Genomic DNA, 16,856 nt, shown 5'->3' with positions numbered 1-16,856 from the left:
TGCATACTGGCCAGCCCTTTTTAGCCCATTCCGAGGAATCGCCATGTTTAAAGTCAACGAATACTTCGACGGCACCGTCAAGTCGATTGCCTTCGCCCAAACCGAAGGCAAGGCCACCATTGGCGTCATGGCTGCAGGTGAATACGAGTTCGGCACCGCCGAGCGTGAAATCATGCACGTGGTCTCGGGCGAGCTGAGCGTCAAGTTGCCGGGCAGCAGCGAATATGAAACTTTCAAGACCGGCAGCCAGTTCAACGTGCCGGCCAACAGCAAGTTCCAGCTCAAGGTCGCAGTGGATACCGCTTACCTGTGTGAGTACCGCTAAATCTCCCTCTGGCAGCAACTGTCTTGATGCTGCCATGTGGGAGCGGGCTTGCTCGCGATACAGACGACCCGGTCTGTCTGTTGAATCGCGTTGATGCCATCGCGAGCAAGCCCGCTCCCACAGCTACACCCCTACGTTGAACTGCAACGCCGCCAACCGTGCATACAGCGGGTTGGCGGCGATTAATTGGGCATGGGTGCCGATGGCGACCAGCTTGCCCTGATCCATTACCGCGATACGATCAGCGTTTTGCACGGTGGCCAGACGGTGGGCAATCACCAGCGTGGTACGGCCTTGCATCAGGCTCGGCAAAGCCTGCTGGATCAGATGCTCGCTTTGGGCATCCAGGGCACTGGTGGCCTCATCCAGCAACAGGATCGGCGCATCCACCAGCAACGCCCGGGCAATCGCCAGACGCTGGCGTTGACCGCCCGACAAGCCCAGGCCGCCATCACCCAAGTGGGTTTTGTAACCCTCGGGCATTTGCAGGATAAAGTCGTGGGCGTGGGCAATTCGCGCCGCAGCCTGGACCTGCTCATCGCTGGCCCCGGCATTGCCATACCGGATGTTGTCTTCAATGGTGCCGAAAAACAGCGCAGGTGTTTGCGCCACCAGGGCAAAACAACGACGCAGGTCTTGCGGGTCAAGCTGAGTGATCGGCTGCCCTTCAAGCAGGATTTGCCCTTGTTGCGGATCGTAAAAGCGCAGCAACAAGTCGAACAATGTTGACTTGCCCGCCCCGGAAGGGCCGACCAGCGCCAGGGTTTCTCCCGCATTGATCGTCAGGCTCAGGCCATCGATCGCATGGCTTTCGGGCCGTGAAGGGTAAGAAAAGCGCAAGTTTTCAAGCTGCAAATTGCCCTTCACCCGTGCGGGTAACACGCGCAAATCCGTGCTCGGTGGCAGGATCAAGCTTTTCGCCTGCAACAGCTCGGCAATTCGCTCGGCCGCGCCCGCCGCCTGTTGCAACTCGCCAATCACTTCGCTCAGGGTGCCGAATGCGCTGCCCACCACCAGGCTGTAAAACACAAAGGCGGCCAGCTCGCCGCCGGTGATGCGCCCGGCGATCACGTCCATGCCGCCGACCCACAGCATCACCCCCACGGCGCCCAGCACCAGCAAGATCACCAGCGTGATCAACCACGCCCGTTGCAGGATGCGTTTGCGGGCAGTGGCAAACGCCTGCTCCACGGTACTGGCAAAGCGTTGCTGGTCTTGCTGTTGATGGTTATAAGCCTGCACCGTCTTGATCTGGCCCAGGGCCTCGGCGACATAACTGCCGACATCAGCGATACGGTCCTGGCTCTGCCGCGACAGACTGCGCACCCGGCGACCAAAAAACAGGATGGGCACCAGCACCAGTGGCAAGGCCACCACCACGATACTGGTGAGCTTGGGGTTGGTGACAAACAACAGCACCACGCCGCCGATCACCATCAGGCTGTTGCGCAGGAACAACGACAGCGATGAACCGATCACCGACTGCAGCAAGGTCGTATCCGTGGTCAGGCGCGACTGGATTTCCGAGCTGCGGTTGTTCTCGTAGAACCCCGGGTGCAGACCGATCAGGTGATTGAACACCTGGCGCCGAATATCGGCGACCACCCGTTCACCGATCCATGACACCAGGTAAAAGCGCACGAAAGTGCCCACTGACAAGCCCAGCACCAGCAACAGAAAAAAGCCGATGGACTGGTTTAGCAAATGCGCTGACTGGGTCATGAAACCCTTGTCGACCAATAGACGGATGCCCTGCCCCATCGACAAGGTAATACCCGCCGTAACAATCAGCGCCAGCAGGGCGCCAAGAGCCTGCCAACGATAGGGTGCAAGAAAATGCGCTGCCAGACGAATGGCGCGGCGATGACGGGATGAAAGCATGGGAGGGTATCCGCAGTGTGGATCAGCGTAAAAAGCCTTACACAGCCTACAACGAAGCTCGCCTAAAACTGGTAAATCTTTCTCACTCGTTTTGAATATGACCTGTCACCACAAACCCTAGACAGTAATGTTCTAAAGTCGGGCTGGAAGTTTCAGGATATTTCTGTTGGACTGGGGTGGTCGCCAAGTTTGTAACAGCTTGGTCATTAAGCGGATCTACAGTAGCGCTACACCCTGATGAGGAGACAGGCCATGGATTTGCAACAGAACGCTCAAGCCGTACCGGTGATTCGTACCCAGCCACAGCAATCTCTGGGGTGCGCGTTTATCGACGAAAATGGTCAGGAGATCCTGATCACCGAGGCGATGATCCAGGACGCCTGCCATGAGCTGGAGCAACGCCTGGTCACGCCATCACGCAAGGGCTGATCCTTGCCAACAAGACCCTGTACATGATTAAACAGCATTCGCGTCACTGACCGGCCTTACTGCGTAGGGCCGGTTTTTTTAGGCCTGCACATTCAGACCGGCACGGCGCCCAAGGCTTTTACCAGTTGCTTCAGGGCCACTGAATCACCCGCGATATGCACCGGCAAGCCTTCAATTTCGCGGCGAATCGGGTAGTTTTTGCGCAGCCCGTCGAATGCCAGCTTTTGTTCCTGGACGGTTCCACTCAAACTGCGGCGAAAGTCGGCATCGTCACGGCGCGGGTCGTACACACCGCGACAGAGCATGGCCAGGGCCCATGCCGGGTCGCTATCAGCACTCAGTTCAACCTTGGCCAGCCAGGGGGACGGCAGCAGGTCGGCCAGTTTGACTTCAGGGCTATGCCCCAGAAAATCGCACAATGCCTGATAAATCTGTGCCGTACCCCGCTGTTTGCCATCCAGGCTGTAGCCGGCAATATGCGGGGTGGCCAGCACGCACAGATCCGCCAGTTCGCGGTCTACTTGCGGCTCACCCTCCCATACATCGATTACCGCTTGCAGATCATCCCGGCGGGTCAAAACTTCACGCAGCGCGGCATTATCCACCACCGGGCCGCGGCTGGCGTTGATCAGCCAGGTACCCGGTTTCAGCTGTTCCAGCCGCTGCTGATCAAGCAGATGCCAGGTCGGGTAATCGCCGGTCCTGTCCAGCGGCGTATGCAGGCTGAGTACATCGCACTGCTCGATCACGTGCTCAAGGCTGACATAGTCACCGCCCTCGGCCGCCGCCCGCACCGGGTCGCAAACCAGCACATTGAAGCCCAGTGAACGCAAGACGTTGACCAGGCGACCGCCCACTTCACCGGCACCAATCACGCCGTAGGTGCGCTGGGTCAAGTCGGCGCCTTCGATTTCAGCCAGCGTCAGCAGGCTGCCGAGCACGTAGTCCACGACGCCACGGGCATTGCAGCCAGGAGCACTGGACCAGTGGATACCAGACTGCTGGAAGTAATCCAGCGCCAGGTGATCAGTGCCGATGGTGCAGGTTCCGACAAACCGCACTGCACTGCCTTCGAGCAGCTCGCGGTCCACTTTGGTCACCGAGCGCACCAGCAAAACATCGGCATCGTGAACGTCTGCACGGTTGATCTGGCGCCCCGGCAAGCGGCGTATTTCACCGAAGTCAGCAAAAAATTCTTCGATCAGCGGAATATTTTCATCAGCAACAATCAACATGGCAGGCTCCTTTCGCGGAGTGGCAGTGTAGGCGTTGTTACGCGCAATGGGCCAGCCGGGTGTGCAGGTACTTGCGGGCACGCTTACAAAGGGCCTACAACTCGCTATTAACTGACCACATGGTCAGGCGTACAATCCCCGGCTTTGCGCGTTTAACCCTGTGGATACAAGCCAGTGAACTCTGTGACTCACCCCCCCTCTTCCCTCCCTGTCAGCCGCCCGGCCCGGGTACGCACCGAGGTGCGCGCGCTGTTGGCGCTGGCATTTCCCATCATCATTTCGCAGATCGCAACCACGGCCATGGGTTTTGTCGATGCCGTGATGGCCGGGCGCGTCGGCCCTCGGGATCTGGCCGCCGTGGCACTGGGCAACTCGATCTGGGTTCCGGTGTTTTTGTTGATGTCCGGCATTCTGCTGGCGACCACGCCCAAGGTCGCCCAGCGGTTTGGCGCCAATGCACACGGCGAAATCGGCCCCATCGTACGCCAGGCACTGTGGCTGGCACTGATTACCGGCCTGTGCGCAGCGTTGATCCTGATCGCGGCCGAGCCGCTATTGCATCTGATGAAGGTCGACCCTGAGCTGATCACCCCCAGCATGGGTTACCTGCACGGGATCGCCAGCGGCATGCCCGCCGTGGGGCTGTATTGCGTGTTGCGTAATTTCAGCGATGGCCTGGGAAAAACCCGGCCAAGCATGATCCTGGGGCTCAGTGCCCTGGCACTGAATATCCCGATCAACTACATCTTCATCTATGGCCACTTTGGCGTCCCGGCCATGGGCGGCGTGGGCTGCGGCTGGGCCACGGCCATTGTGATGTGGTTTATGGCTCTGGGCATGGCGGTCTGGACGTTCAGAGGGGCCATCTACCAGTCGAGTAAGGTCTACAGCCATTTTGAATGGCCAAAATGGGCGATCCTCAAGCGTTTGCTCAGTGTGGGCTTGCCGATTGGCATCGCAGTCTTTGCCGAATCGAGCATTTTTGCGGTGATTGCGCTGTTGATCGGCAGTTTGGGGGCCACGGTGGTGGCGGGCCATCAAATCGCCCTGAACTTCAGTTCGCTGGTCTTTATGATTCCATACTCACTGGGTATGGCGATTACCGTGCGCGTGGGTCAGGCCCTGGGCCGCCAGCAACCGCGCGAGGCACGCTTTGTAGCGGGCGTGGGCATGGGCACCGCACTGGTCTGGGCAGCGATTTCCGCCAGTCTGATTCTGTTGTTGCGTGAGCAGATTGCCACCGTCTACACCGCCGATCCCATGGTGATCGAGGTGGCGACCATGCTGTTGATGTTTGCTGCGCTGTATCAGTTTTCGGACGTGATCCAGGTCACCGCTGCCGGTGCCCTGCGCGGTTATCAGGACACACGAGTGACGATGATCCTGACCCTGTTTGCCTACTGGGGGATTGGTTTGCCGGTGGGCTACGCCCTGGGGCTGACCGACTGGTTCGGCCCGGCCAATGGCCCGAGCGGGCTATGGCAGGGCTTGATCGTTGGCCTGACCTGCGCGGCACTGATGCTGGGTGTGCGGTTGGCGCGCAGTGCGAAAAAACATATCCGCCGCCGCACATAAATGCGGTGGCAGCGGGCTTGCCCGCGATGGCATCAGCGTGGTTTGCCTGACAGACCGTGGCGCCTGCATCGCGAGCAAGCCCGCTCCCACAAGACCGGCGCAATTGCTATGGGCGCCGTCAATCCTGCTTCTTGCGGATCCAGTACAGGTACGTGCCCGCCTCTTCCTGCTGGCCCACCAGCTCATGGTCCAGAAACACGCAGAACTTGGGAATGTCGCGGCGGGTCGAAGGATCCGTCGCAATGACTTTCAACAAGCCACCCGGCGCCAGGTCGCGAATATATTGGTGCAGCATCATCACCGGCTCCGGGCAGTTCAGGCCGGTAGCGTCCAGGGTGCCGTCAACCGGCAGGTCGGTAAAACTCATCACTTACTCCCCGATCAGCGAGATTTGGTTTTTTTAACGTCCAGTCGACGCAAATGGCAGGTCACTTCTTCACGGTCGTGGTACAGCTGCTTGCAGCCGATTTCAACCTGAATGCCGCGTGCCTTGAAACCGTCTGCAATACGGTCGAGCAAACGGCGTACTTCGGCGTAACGCTGTTTCATCGGCAGCTTCAAGTTGACTACCGCTTCACGGCAATGACCTTCACCAATCCACTCTTCGAGCATGGCCGCATTGCGCGCCGGTTTCTCCACAATATCGCAGACCATCCAGTCCACCGGCTGCTTGGGCTTGAAGGTAAAGCCATCGGCCATCAAGTGCTGCACCAGACCGGTATCCATCAGGCTTTCAGCCATAGGGCCATTGTCGATGGCAGTCACGATCATGCCACGGTTGACCAGTTGCCAGGTCCAGCCACCCGGCGCAGCGCCAAGGTCAACACCGGTCATGTCGCTGTGCAGGCGCTCGTCCCACTGGTCGCGGGGGATAAAATGGTGCCAGGCCTCTTCAAGCTTGAGGGTTGAACGGCTAGGCGCTTCGCGGGGGAATTTCAGGCGCGGGATGCCCATGGGCCACATGGCCGAGTTGTTGGCCGGGGCCAGGCCAAGAAACACTTCACGACCACTTTTAAACGTCAGCAGCAGGCGCGGTTTGCTCCCGTCCTCTTCTTCAGTCAGTTTGCCGGCCTTGATCAGCGCTTTGCGCAGATGACCGTCGAACTTTTTGCAGAAGTTGGACAGTTCCTTGCCGTCATTGGTGTCGACGATTTCCAGCCACAGGCTGCCACACACCGGGAAGTCGGCCATGTGTTCGAGGATCACGCTGATCCGGTCGGTCTCCGGCAGCTCGACAAAGCCGCCACGAGCCCATTGACGCGGGAAAATCAGTTCGGCAAAACGCAAGCTGTTCATCAGCCGTTCAGCGCCGCCCTCTTCAGTGCACACAAACTCGGCACAGGCAGTGCCAGGCTTGGCCTTGGCGTAGCCAGCCACATTAAGGCGGGCGGCGTGCTCGGCGATTTCCGAGCAGACTTCGCCTTCAAACCCGGGCCGGCAGTGCATAAAAACGGTGTTCATTGAATTACTCCTGGGCAGCGGGCAGGAATTGCCCGGCTGCGCATCCTTGATTTGGCGCAAGGACTGTCACGAAAAGGTCGGCATGATAGCCGAGTTCGGAACCTTGAACCCGCATAGACAGTCCAGTTATTAGCCACAGCCCCTAATCAGAGCTAGGTTAGAAGCTCTGCTTGTGCCACGTGATCCGTCTAAAGGAGTCATTTCATGTCCTCCCTCGATAGCCTGAACACCCTAGCCACACTAAAAGTCGACGATAAGACTTATCACTATTTCAGCCTTGCCCTCGCCGCCAAATCACTCGGCGATTTGAGCAGGCTACCCATGTCACTCAAAGTGCTGCTGGAAAACCTGCTGCGCTGGGAAGACGGTAAAACCGTCACCGAGCCCGACCTCAAAGCTCTGGCCGCCTGGCTCAAGGCACGGCGCAGCGACCGGGAAATCCAGTACCGCCCTGCGCGGGTGCTGATGCAGGACTTCACCGGCGTACCGGCAGTGGTCGACCTGGCCGCCATGCGCGCCGCCATGGCCAAAGCCGGGGGTGATCCGCAACGTATCAACCCGCTGTCCCCCGTGGACCTGGTAATTGACCACTCGGTGATGGTCGACCGGTTTGCCAGCGCCAGCGCCTTCGAGCAAAACGTCGATATAGAGATGGAGCGCAACGGCGAACGCTATGCGTTTTTACGCTGGGGTCAAAATGCCTTCGACAATTTCAGCGTGGTCCCACCCGGTACCGGGATTTGCCATCAGGTGAACCTGGAATACCTGGGCCGCACGGTCTGGACCAAGGATGAAGACGGCCGCACCTACGCCTTCCCCGACACCCTGGTAGGCACCGACTCCCATACCACCATGATCAATGGCCTGGGTGTGCTGGGCTGGGGCGTGGGCGGCATTGAAGCCGAAGCGGCCATGCTGGGCCAGCCCGTGTCGATGCTGATCCCCGAAGTCGTGGGCTTCAAGCTCAGCGGCAAGCTCAAAGAAGGCATCACCGCCACCGACCTGGTGCTGACCGTGACGCAAATGCTGCGCAGCAAGGGTGTGGTCGGCAAGTTCGTAGAATTCTATGGCGATGGCCTGGCGGATCTGCCGCTGGCCGACCGTGCCACGCTTGCCAATATGGCCCCGGAATACGGCGCCACCTGCGGGTTTTTCCCGGTGGATGAGATCACCCTGGATTACCTGCGTCTTTCAGGCCGCCCAGAGGCCACAGTCAAACTGGTCGAGGCTTACTGCAAGGCCCAAGGGCTATGGCGGGTCGCAGGCCAGGAGCCGGTTTTCAGCGAAACCCTGGCTCTGGACATGGGCACCGTCGAAGCCAGCCTGGCCGGGCCAAAACGACCGCAAGACCGGGTTGCACTGCCCGATGTCGGGCAAGCTTTCGACGACTTTCTCAGCCTGCAATTCAAGCCGGCCACTAAAAAAGAGGAAGGTCGCCTCGAAAGCGAAGGTGGCGGCGGTGTTGCCGTGGGCAATGCCGACTTGATCGGTGAAGCGGACTATAGTTACGAAGGCCATACCTATCGCCTGAAAAACGGCGCTGTGGTGATTGCCGCCATTACGTCCTGCACCAACACCTCGAACCCCAGTGTGATGATGGCCGCAGGCCTGGTGGCCAAAAAAGCCGTCGAAAAAGGCCTGACACGCCAACCGTGGGTCAAGACGTCGCTGGCACCGGGCTCCAAGGTAGTCACCGATTACTACGCGGCCGCCGGCCTGACCCCGTACCTCGACCAGTTGGGCTTTGCCCTGGTGGGCTACGGCTGCACCACCTGTATCGGCAATTCCGGGCCACTGCCCGAGCCGATCGAAAAGGCCATTACCCAGTCCGACCTGACCGTGGCTTCAGTGCTGTCGGGCAACCGCAACTTTGAGGGGCGCGTGCATCCGCTGGTGAAAACCAACTGGCTGGCCTCACCACCCCTGGTGGTGGCCTATGCCCTTGCGGGCACAGTACGCATTGATATCAGCCGTGAACCGCTGGGGACCGGAAAAGACGGCAAACCGGTGTACCTGCGCGATATCTGGCCCAGCCAGAAAGAAATCGCCGACGCCGTGGCCCAGGTGACCACAGGCATGTTCCACAAGGAATACGCCGAGGTGTTTGCCGGCGACGAACAGTGGCAAGCCATCGAAGTGCCGCAAGCCGCAACTTATGTCTGGCAAGAGGACTCGACCTACATCCAGCATCCGCCGTTCTTCGACGAAATCAGCGGGCCACTACCGGTGATTGCCGACGTCAAAGGCGCAAACATCCTTGCGTTGCTGGGTGACTCGGTCACCACCGACCATATTTCCCCGGCCGGCAATATCAAGGCTGACAGCCCCGCCGGGCGCTACTTGCGCGACAAGGGCGTAGAACCACGGGACTTCAACTCTTACGGCTCGCGGCGTGGCAACCATGAAGTGATGATGCGCGGTACCTTCGCCAATATTCGCATTCGCAACGAAATGCTCGGCGGCGAAGAAGGCGGCAATACGATCTACATCCCCACCGGTGAAAAACTGCCGATCTTTGACGCGGCCATGCGTTACCAGGCCTCAGGCACTCCGCTGGTGGTGATAGCCGGCCAGGAATACGGTACTGGCTCAAGCCGCGACTGGGCGGCCAAGGGCACCAACCTGTTGGGGGTCAAGGCGGTGATTGCCGAGAGTTTCGAGCGCATCCACCGCTCCAACCTGGTGGGCATGGGCGTGCTGCCCTTGCAGTTCAAGCTCGATCAGAACCGCAAAAGCCTGAACATTACAGGCAAGGAAACCCTGGATATCCTCGGGTTGACCGGTACCGAACTGCAACCGCGAATGAACCTGACCCTGGTGATCACCCGCGAGGACGGCAGCCAGGAAAAAGTCGAAGTGCTCTGCAGGATCGATACCCTTAACGAGGTGGAATACTTCAAGGCCGGAGGGATTTTGCACTATGTGCTGCGTCAGCTGATTGCTTCATAGACGCACCTCAACCTTGTGGGAGCGGGCTTGCTCGCGATTCGGACTACACGGTCTGTCAGCCAGGCCGAGGTGATGCCATCGCGAGCGAGCCCGCTCCCACAGGGCCACGAATCGTTATACTTGCGCACCCCGGACTGGATCCGGGGTGTTTTTTAACGATTGCAAGGATTCACATGATTGCTTTGCCCTGGCCTTATCTGGCACTACTGACCCTGGGCTACGGCCTTGCCCTCAGCTACGGGCAATTAGGCGCTCAAACCCTCATCGCGCTAGCCTTGTTGACTGTCAGCGGGTTTGCCGTTGCGCAGAACAAAAGCCATTTGCTGCGCTATGCCGGGCATGCCTTGTTTGTGCTGCTGGCGCTGGCGCTGGCCTTGCACTGGCTGCCAGGTTTCCATAACGGTCGCGCCATCACCCCCACGCGACTGACCCCTGATGCCGTGCCCTTCTCGATGTACTTCAATCTGGACAAACCGCTGATTGGCTTCTGGCTGCTGCTGGTATGCCCCTGGATAGCACCGCGCTTTGCCTGGCGGGTATCCCTGGGGGCCACTGCAATGGGTCTGGCCCTGGCCGCCATTGCGGCGCTGGGCGGAGCGATGCTGCTGGGCATGATTGCCTGGGCACCGAAATGGCCTCATCAGAGCACCCTCTGGCTGCTGAATAATCTACTGCTGGTAACCCTGGTTGAAGAAGCGCTGTTTCGCGGTTACATCCAGGGCGGACTTAGCCGCAAGTTCAAGTTGCTGCCCCATGGGCAGAGCATTGCGCTGGTGCTGGCCTCGATACTGTTTGGCCTGGCCCATGCACCCGCCGGCTGGCAATGGATGCTACTGGCCGGGCTGGCCGGTGTCGGTTACGGCCTGGCCTACCGCTTTGGCGGGCTGGGTGCGGCGATCGCCACCCACTTTGGCCTCAATGTGCTGCATTTCCTGTTTTTTACCTACCCGATGCTCGCCCCCTGACGGCCAGGGGCCTGAAATATAAATTAAACAATTCCTTGAGCATGCCGACAGCCTGTCAAAGTCTTGCGGATTGAAACGACATGCGTAACAACCAGCCCATCACTCAACGCGAACGCACATTCCCCGCGCAACAACGGTTGATTTCCACGACCGATGCCAAAGGCGTGATCACCTACTGCAACGATGCGTTCAGGGAAATCAGCGGGTTTTCGCGTGAGGAGCTGATACGCGCGCCGCACAATCTGGTGCGCCACCCGGACGTGCCCTCAGCAGTCTTCGAGCATATGTGGAGCACCCTGAAAAAGGGTTCGCCGTGGATGGGCATCGTCAAAAACCGCTGCAAAAACGGCGACCATTACTGGGTTAACGCCTATGTAACGCCGGTTTTCGAGAATGAGCAGGTAGTGGGCTACGAGTCTGTGCGGGTCAAGCCAACGGCCGAACAGATCCGCCGCGCCGAAGCCCTGTACACACGCCTCAACCGCGGCAAATCCGCGGTGCCTCAGCGCGATAAGTGGCTGCCGGTGCTGCAGGACTGGCTGCCCTTTATCCTGGTCAGCCAATTGAGCTTCATGATTGGCGCCATGCTCAATTCGAGCTGGGGTTTTGCCCTGGCAGCCCTGCTGTCGATACCGTTGGGGCTGCTGGGCCTGAGCTGGCAACAGCGCGGGGTCAAACGCCTGCTGCGTCTGGCCGAGCAGACCACCTCCGACCCGTTGATTGCCCAGATGTACACCGACAGCCGTGGCCCGCAAGCGCGTCTGGAAATGTCCATCCTGAGCCAGGAAGCGCGCCTGAAGACCTGCCTGACACGCCTGCAGGATACCGCCGAACACCTCAGCGGCCAGGCCCGTCAGTCCGACATTCTGGCGCACAAAAGCTCGACCGGACTGGAGCGCCAGCGCGTCGAGACTGAGCAAGTGGCCACCGCCGTCAACCAGATGGCTGCCACCACCCAGGAAGTGGCCAGCCATGTGCAGCGCACTGCCGACGCGACCCAGGAAGCCAACCGTCTGACCAGCCGCGATCGCGATATTGCCGGCGAAACCCGCGAAGCGATCCAGCGCCTGTCGGTTGTGGTGGGTGAAACCGGGGCCACGGTAACGCAACTGGCCAAGGACAGTGACGAGATCGGCGGCGTGGTCGATGTGATCAAGGGTATTGCCGACCAGACCAACCTGCTGGCCCTGAACGCCGCCATCGAAGCGGCACGGGCTGGAGAAATGGGCCGGGGCTTCGCCGTGGTGGCTGACGAAGTGCGCCAGCTGGCGCAACGCACCAGCGCTTCGACCGGGCAGATTCACAGCCTGATCGCCAAGCTGCAGCAGACAGCAGCCACCGCGGTGCAAACCATGGACGCTGGCCATCGTCAGGCGGAAGAAGGCGTAGCGCGGGTACTGGAAGCAGATCAGGCACTGGTGGGCATCAGCGAAGCGGTGGCCAATATCACCGACATGACCACCCAGATCGCGGCAGCGACCGAGGAGCAAAGCGCCGTGGCTGAAGAAATCAGCCGCAATATCAGCACCATTGCCGACCTGGCTGACCAGACCTCAGAGCAGGCGCAGCATTCGGCGCTGCTCAGCGAAGAACTGACCCAGACCGTCAACACCCAGTATTCGCTGGTGGAGCGGTTTAACCGCTAAGCCTTGTGGGAGCGAGCCTGCTCGCGATGGCATCAACACGCCGCAGCGATCCAATCGCGAGCAGGCTCGCTCCCACAAATCGTTCAAGGTTGCTGCAACCACCGCGCAATCCGGTCCGCCGCCGCATCCAGATGCTGCTCATGGGTAAACCCGGAGGCCTTCAACGGCTTAAGGTCGTGATCCCCCGATACCAGCCACGACACTTCAATGCCCGGCGCCAGCGTGTAGGTCTCTACCGCTTCGCGGTTGCCCAAGGCATCGCGCTCGCCTTGTACGATCAACGTCGGCGTTGCCAATTCAGCCAGGTGCGCCACCCGGGGTTTTTCCGGCTTGCCTGCGGCATAGAACGGATAACCCAGGCACACCAGCGCGTCCACTTGCAGCTCATCGGCCAGCAGACTGGCCATACGCCCACCCATTGACTTGCCGCCAATGGCTAATGGCCCAGCGACATGCCGTCGCACCTCGGTAAAAACTTCACGCCAGCTTTCGAGCAGTTTCGCCTGCTGATTAGGAGGCCTTTTACCATTATCGAGACGGCGCTGCGCCATATACGGGAACTCGAAGCGCAACACGCTCACCCCGCGTGCAGCAAGGCGTGCAGCCATGCCGTTCATCCAGCTGCTGTCCATCGGCGCACCCGCGCCGTGGGCCAGGATAAGGGTCGCGGTTGAACCCGCTGACGCGCCATTCCACAGCCAGCCCCTGTCCTGCACGCACTGCGCCCATTGATCCCCGTCAATACCGGCCTTGCCCGCTACGACCATGCTTGCCTCGCTTTTAGTCTGCCTATAACTCCAGGCGTGCGTTTGACGCGCCTGAACCGTGGATGGGGAACCATGAACACTTCTACAAGTACCGCCTATAACTACAAGGTGGTCCGCCAATTTGCCATTATGACGGTGGTTTGGGGCATCGTCGGTATGGGGCTCGGCGTTTTTCTCGCCGCGCAGTTGGTTTGGCCAGAACTTAACTTCAATTTGCCTTGGACCAGTTTCGGGCGCCTGCGCCCATTGCACACCAACGCGGTGATTTTCGCCTTCGGCGGCTGCGCGCTGTTCGCGGCCTCATTCTACTCGGTGCAACGCACCTGCCAGGCCACCCTGTTTTCGCCGAAAATCGCGGCGTTTACCTTCTGGGGCTGGCAGCTGGTCATCGTCCTGGCGGCCATCAGCCTGCCGCTGGGTTACACCAGCTCCAAGGAATACGCCGAGCTGGAATGGCCGATCGACATTTTGATCACCATTGTCTGGGTGGCCTACGCCATCGTGTTCTTCGGCACGATCATGAAGCGCAAGACCAAGCATATTTACGTGGGCAACTGGTTCTTCGGCGCGTTTATCGTGACCGTGGCGATTTTGCACATCGTCAATAACCTGGAAATCCCGGTCAGTTTCACCAAGTCCTACTCGCTCTACGGTGGCGCCACTGACGCCATGGTGCAGTGGTGGTACGGGCATAACGCTGTGGGTTTTTTCCTGACGGCTGGCTTCTTGGGGATGATGTACTACTTCGTGCCTAAACAGGCCGAACGTCCGATCTACTCCTATCGCCTGTCCATCGTGCACTTCTGGGCATTGATCACCCTGTACATCTGGGCGGGCCCCCACCACCTGCACTACACCGCGCTGCCGGACTGGGCGCAGTCGCTGGGCATGGTGATGTCGCTGATTCTGCTGGCACCGAGCTGGGGCGGCATGATCAACGGCATGATGACCCTCTCGGGCGCCTGGCATAAGCTGCGCAGCGATCCGATCCTGCGCTTCCTCGTGGTGTCCCTGGCCTTCTACGGCATGTCGACCTTCGAAGGCCCGATGATGGCAATTAAGACCGTCAACGCCCTCTCCCACTACACCGACTGGACCATCGGCCACGTACACGCCGGTGCCCTGGGCTGGGTGGCGATGATTTCGATCGGCGCGCTGTACCACATGATCCCGAAAATCTTCGGCCGCCCGCAGATGTACAGCCTGGGCCTGATCAACGCGCACTTCTGGCTGGCCACCATCGGCACCGTGCTCTACATCGCCTCGATGTGGGTCAACGGCATTGCCCAGGGCCTGATGTGGCGCGCAGTCAACGAAGACGGCACGCTGACTTACTCCTTCGTCGAAACTCTGGTGGCCAGCCACCCGGGCTATGTCGTGCGACTGGTCGGTGGTGCAATCTTCTTCAGCGGCATGTTGCTGATGGCTTACAACACTTGGCGCACCGTGCGTAACGCCGAGCCCGCTGAAGTCGTAGCCGCCGCGCAGATGGCCTGAGGAGTTGGCAATGAAACACGAAGTCGTTGAAAAAAATATCGGCCTGATGCTGTTGCTGATGATCCTGTGCGTAAGCGTGGGCGGCCTGACGCAAATCGTCCCGCTGTTCTTTGAAGACGTGACCAACACCCCGGTGGAGGGCATGAAGCCTTACACCGCACTGCAACTGGAAGGTCGCGACATCTACATCCGTGAAGGCTGCGTGCAGTGCCACTCGCAGATGATCCGTCCGTTCCGTGCCGAGACCGAGCGTTATGGTCACTACTCGGTAGCCGGTGAGAGCGTGTGGGATCACCCCTTCCTGTGGGGTTCCAAGCGCACCGGGCCGGACCTGGCCCGCGTCGGTGGCCGCTATTCGGATGACTGGCACCGCGCGCACTTGTACAACCCGCGCAACGTCGTGCCCGAATCAAAAATGCCAGCTTACCCATGGCTGGTGGCCTCGCCGGTAGACAGCAGCCATACCGAGAAAAAACTCGAAGTGATGCGCACCCTGGGCGTGCCTTACACCGACGAAGACATCGCCAACGCCAAGCAGTCCGTGCAGGGCAAGACCGAGATGGACGCTCTGGTCGCCTACCTGCAAGTGCTGGGCACTGCCATCAAGAGCAAGAGGTGAGCCATGGTCTTGGAGATGAGTAGTGGAATGATTCGCGGCCTGGGCACCGTGGTGGTGGCCGTGGCGTTTATAGGCCTGGCGCTGTGGGTGTTCAGCCCGCGACGCAAATCGGAGTTTGAAGACGCGACCTTACTGCCATTCAAGGACGATCCAGAGGCGATTCAACACGTCGAGAAAGAACAAGCGTCTAGGAGTAAAAAAGCATGACCACCTTCTGGAGTCTGTACATATGCGTGCTGACTATCGGCACGCTGATCGGCCTGACCTGGCTGCTGGTCAGCACGCGCAAGGGCGAGACCAAAAGCGATACGGTCGAAACCATGGGCCACAGCTTTGACGGCATCGAGGAGTACGACAACCCGCTGCCACAATGGTGGTTCATGTTGTTCGTCGGCACGCTGGTATTTGCCGTGGGCTACCTGATCCTGTACCCGGGCCTGGGCAACTGGAAAGGCCTGCTGCCCGGCTATGAGAATGGCTGGACCGGTGTACATGAGTGGGAAAAGGAAATGGACAAGGCGGACGCCAAATTTGGGCCCATCTACGCCAAATATGCCTCCATGCCCGTTGAACAAGTCGCTCAGGATCCGGCAGCACTGAAAATGGGCGGGCGCCTGTTTGCTTCCAACTGCTCGGTGTGCCACGGCTCGGATGCCAAGGGCGCTTTCGGCTTCCCTAACCTGGCCGACAACACCTGGCGCTGGGGCGGCGACGCCGACACGATCAAGGCCACCATCATGGGCGGTCGCATCGCGGCAATGCCGGCCTGGGGTGAAGTACTGGGTGAAAACGGAGTCAAAAACGTCGCCGCCTATGTACGCCACGACCTGGCGGGCCTGCCCCTCCCTGAAGGCGCCACTGTCGATCTGACGGCTGGCAAGCAAGCCTACGAAACCACTTGCGTGGCCTGCCACGGGGCAAACGGTAAAGGCATGCCGCTGATGGGCGCGCCAGACCTGACCCAACCTGCCGGTTTTATCTACGGCACCAGCCTGGCGCAATTGCAACAAACCATTCGCCACGGCCGTCAGGGCCACATGCCTGCGCAAAACGATTTGTTGGGCAACGACAAGGTACAGCTGCTGGCGGCCTACGTGTTCAGCTTGTCACACGGTAATCAAGAGGAAAAAACAGCCGAATAATTACCGGACATTTCCTGCCGCATCATTTTGGTGCGGCAGTTCCCGCCTCAAAGCGCGACCAAGTGTCGCACCTCTTTCAGCCCCGCCATTGCTCTCCCGCCATTCAGGACTAAGCTCAACGCTTGTGTGAGCCGGATCTGTGCAGCGCCACGTCAAGTGAAACTAACCGGTAAGTTGAAGGGCAGCGTTACGGGCCACAATGGTGGGTTTGCACCGGCTATCGTGCATTACGATGTTTGCCGCGCCTTGCCCCCACCTCAACCCGCCCGCCTCGACCCCTCCACTTTTGCCCTGCATGCGGCGTTTTTGGCGAGGTCACTTTGACCTTACTCCGCGCATGGAAAGGCCGCAGAACAAGCCTTGGA

General features: G+C 59.8%; 15 protein-coding genes. 10 read left to right on the top strand and 5 right to left on the bottom strand.

Translation table 11 applies throughout. The features are described from left to right. Positions 1-43: 43 nt before the first annotated feature. On the top strand, positions 44-325 hold the full coding sequence (locus ACP7BE_RS00645) for a pyrimidine/purine nucleoside phosphorylase (protein WP_016780320.1): 282 nt from the start codon (positions 44-46) through the stop codon (positions 323-325). 123 nt (positions 326-448) lie between these two features. On the opposite strand, the gene ACP7BE_RS00640 is transcribed toward ACP7BE_RS00645, so the two are convergent. Then, complete coding sequence (locus ACP7BE_RS00640; protein WP_426104261.1) at positions 449-2,206, bottom strand: ABC transporter transmembrane domain-containing protein; 1,758 nt, start codon at positions 2,204-2,206, stop codon at positions 449-451. Between the two features lie 252 nt (positions 2,207-2,458). Between ACP7BE_RS00640 and ACP7BE_RS00635 the strand changes: the two genes are divergently transcribed. Further along, the gene (locus ACP7BE_RS00635; protein ID WP_165446486.1) at positions 2,459-2,635 is read left to right on the top strand and encodes a PA1571 family protein; all 177 of its coding nucleotides are present in this window, start codon (positions 2,459-2,461) and stop codon (positions 2,633-2,635) included. A gap of 92 nt (positions 2,636-2,727) precedes the next feature. Here ACP7BE_RS00635 and pdxB read toward each other — a convergent pair whose 3' ends face one another. Next, complete coding sequence (pdxB, locus tag ACP7BE_RS00630; protein ID WP_426104259.1) at positions 2,728-3,870, bottom strand: 4-phosphoerythronate dehydrogenase PdxB; 1,143 nt, start codon at positions 3,868-3,870, stop codon at positions 2,728-2,730. A gap of 174 nt (positions 3,871-4,044) precedes the next feature. Between pdxB and ACP7BE_RS00625 the strand changes: the two genes are divergently transcribed. Continuing rightward, positions 4,045-5,445, top strand: a complete 1,401-nt coding sequence (locus ACP7BE_RS00625; protein WP_095002745.1) for an MATE family efflux transporter — start codon at positions 4,045-4,047, stop codon at positions 5,443-5,445. A 118-nt stretch (positions 5,446-5,563) separates the two neighbouring features. Here ACP7BE_RS00625 and tusA read toward each other — a convergent pair whose 3' ends face one another. Together tusA and rlmM are read right to left on the bottom strand one after the other, a co-directional pair. Further along, positions 5,564-5,812 (bottom strand): sulfurtransferase TusA, encoded by a 249-nt coding sequence (gene tusA / locus ACP7BE_RS00620; RefSeq protein ID WP_095002746.1) that lies wholly within the window; start codon positions 5,810-5,812, stop codon positions 5,564-5,566. Positions 5,813-5,826: 14 nt separating this feature from the next. Next, positions 5,827-6,906: a 23S rRNA (cytidine(2498)-2'-O)-methyltransferase RlmM gene (gene rlmM, locus ACP7BE_RS00615; protein WP_095018984.1), complete on the bottom strand. Its 1,080-nt coding sequence runs from the start codon at positions 6,904-6,906 to the stop codon at positions 5,827-5,829. Between the two features lie 204 nt (positions 6,907-7,110). Between rlmM and acnA the strand changes: the two genes are divergently transcribed. From acnA to ACP7BE_RS00600, 3 genes are all read left to right on the top strand, one after another. Next, complete coding sequence (acnA, locus tag ACP7BE_RS00610) at positions 7,111-9,855, top strand: aconitate hydratase AcnA (RefSeq protein ID WP_095020214.1); 2,745 nt, start codon at positions 7,111-7,113, stop codon at positions 9,853-9,855. 173 nt (positions 9,856-10,028) lie between these two features. Further along, positions 10,029-10,820, top strand: coding sequence for a CPBP family intramembrane glutamic endopeptidase (locus ACP7BE_RS00605; RefSeq protein WP_095002749.1), 792 nt, complete (start codon positions 10,029-10,031; stop codon positions 10,818-10,820). A gap of 80 nt (positions 10,821-10,900) precedes the next feature. Then, the gene (locus tag ACP7BE_RS00600) at positions 10,901-12,466 is read left to right on the top strand and encodes a methyl-accepting chemotaxis protein (RefSeq protein WP_426104254.1); all 1,566 of its coding nucleotides are present in this window, start codon (positions 10,901-10,903) and stop codon (positions 12,464-12,466) included. 83 nt (positions 12,467-12,549) lie between these two features. Here the strand turns inward: ACP7BE_RS00600 and ACP7BE_RS00595 are convergent, their stop codons facing one another. Next, positions 12,550-13,233 carry an alpha/beta family hydrolase gene (locus tag ACP7BE_RS00595; protein WP_095018987.1) on the bottom strand — a complete coding sequence of 228 codons (684 nt, stop codon included), beginning with the start codon at positions 13,231-13,233 and terminating at the stop codon, positions 12,550-12,552. A 72-nt stretch (positions 13,234-13,305) separates the two neighbouring features. Between ACP7BE_RS00595 and ccoN the strand changes: the two genes are divergently transcribed. Genes ccoN through ccoP form a run of 4 tightly spaced genes read left to right on the top strand, consistent with a single transcriptional unit; the run spans position 13,306 to position 16,491 of the window. Further along, positions 13,306-14,730 (top strand): cytochrome-c oxidase, cbb3-type subunit I, encoded by a 1,425-nt coding sequence (ccoN, locus tag ACP7BE_RS00590; protein ID WP_019826669.1) that lies wholly within the window; start codon positions 13,306-13,308, stop codon positions 14,728-14,730. A gap of 10 nt (positions 14,731-14,740) precedes the next feature. Beyond that, complete coding sequence (ccoO, locus tag ACP7BE_RS00585; protein WP_095002752.1) at positions 14,741-15,349, top strand: cytochrome-c oxidase, cbb3-type subunit II; 609 nt, start codon at positions 14,741-14,743, stop codon at positions 15,347-15,349. Between the two features lie 15 nt (positions 15,350-15,364). After that, the gene (locus tag ACP7BE_RS00580) at positions 15,365-15,556 is read left to right on the top strand and encodes a cbb3-type cytochrome oxidase subunit 3 (RefSeq protein WP_095002822.1); all 192 of its coding nucleotides are present in this window, start codon (positions 15,365-15,367) and stop codon (positions 15,554-15,556) included. Continuing rightward, a complete protein-coding gene (gene ccoP, locus ACP7BE_RS00575) occupies positions 15,553-16,491 on the top strand; it encodes a cytochrome-c oxidase, cbb3-type subunit III (RefSeq protein WP_095018988.1) in 939 nt (312 codons plus the stop codon). The genes ACP7BE_RS00580 and ccoP overlap by 4 nt, the downstream gene beginning before the upstream one ends. The last annotated feature ends 365 nt before the right edge of the window (positions 16,492-16,856 follow it).

Source organism: Pseudomonas sp. TWR1-1-3, from assembly GCF_049896805.1.
Taxonomy (GTDB): domain Bacteria; phylum Pseudomonadota; class Gammaproteobacteria; order Pseudomonadales; family Pseudomonadaceae; genus Aquipseudomonas; species Aquipseudomonas bubulae.
Note: the sequence above shows the minus strand (reverse complement) of the source record. Positions and strands in the feature narration are given on the sequence as shown.

What these genes read in the sequence shown, in the direction of transcription:
- ACP7BE_RS00645 (WP_016780320.1), top strand. Translation starts at nt 44, where the DNA reads ATGTTTAAAGTCAACGAATACTTCGACGGCACCGTCAAGTCGATTGCC.
- ACP7BE_RS00640 (WP_426104261.1), bottom strand. Translation starts at nt 2,206, where the DNA reads ATGCTTTCATCCCGTCATCGCCGCGCCATTCGTCTGGCAGCGCATTTT.
- ACP7BE_RS00635 (WP_165446486.1), top strand. Translation starts at nt 2,459, where the DNA reads ATGGATTTGCAACAGAACGCTCAAGCCGTACCGGTGATTCGTACCCAG.
- pdxB (WP_426104259.1), bottom strand. Translation starts at nt 3,870, where the DNA reads ATGTTGATTGTTGCTGATGAAAATATTCCGCTGATCGAAGAATTTTTT.
- tusA (WP_095002746.1), bottom strand. Translation starts at nt 5,812, where the DNA reads ATGAGTTTTACCGACCTGCCGGTTGACGGCACCCTGGACGCTACCGGC.
- rlmM (WP_095018984.1), bottom strand. Translation starts at nt 6,906, where the DNA reads ATGAACACCGTTTTTATGCACTGCCGGCCCGGGTTTGAAGGCGAAGTC.
- acnA (WP_095020214.1), top strand. Translation starts at nt 7,111, where the DNA reads ATGTCCTCCCTCGATAGCCTGAACACCCTAGCCACACTAAAAGTCGAC.
- ACP7BE_RS00605 (WP_095002749.1), top strand. Translation starts at nt 10,029, where the DNA reads ATGATTGCTTTGCCCTGGCCTTATCTGGCACTACTGACCCTGGGCTAC.
- ACP7BE_RS00600 (WP_426104254.1), top strand. Translation starts at nt 10,901, where the DNA reads ATGCGTAACAACCAGCCCATCACTCAACGCGAACGCACATTCCCCGCG.
- ACP7BE_RS00595 (WP_095018987.1), bottom strand. Translation starts at nt 13,233, where the DNA reads ATGGTCGTAGCGGGCAAGGCCGGTATTGACGGGGATCAATGGGCGCAG.
- ccoN (WP_019826669.1), top strand. Translation starts at nt 13,306, where the DNA reads ATGAACACTTCTACAAGTACCGCCTATAACTACAAGGTGGTCCGCCAA.
- ccoO (WP_095002752.1), top strand. Translation starts at nt 14,741, where the DNA reads ATGAAACACGAAGTCGTTGAAAAAAATATCGGCCTGATGCTGTTGCTG.
- ACP7BE_RS00580 (WP_095002822.1), top strand. Translation starts at nt 15,365, where the DNA reads ATGAGTAGTGGAATGATTCGCGGCCTGGGCACCGTGGTGGTGGCCGTG.
- ccoP (WP_095018988.1), top strand. Translation starts at nt 15,553, where the DNA reads ATGACCACCTTCTGGAGTCTGTACATATGCGTGCTGACTATCGGCACG.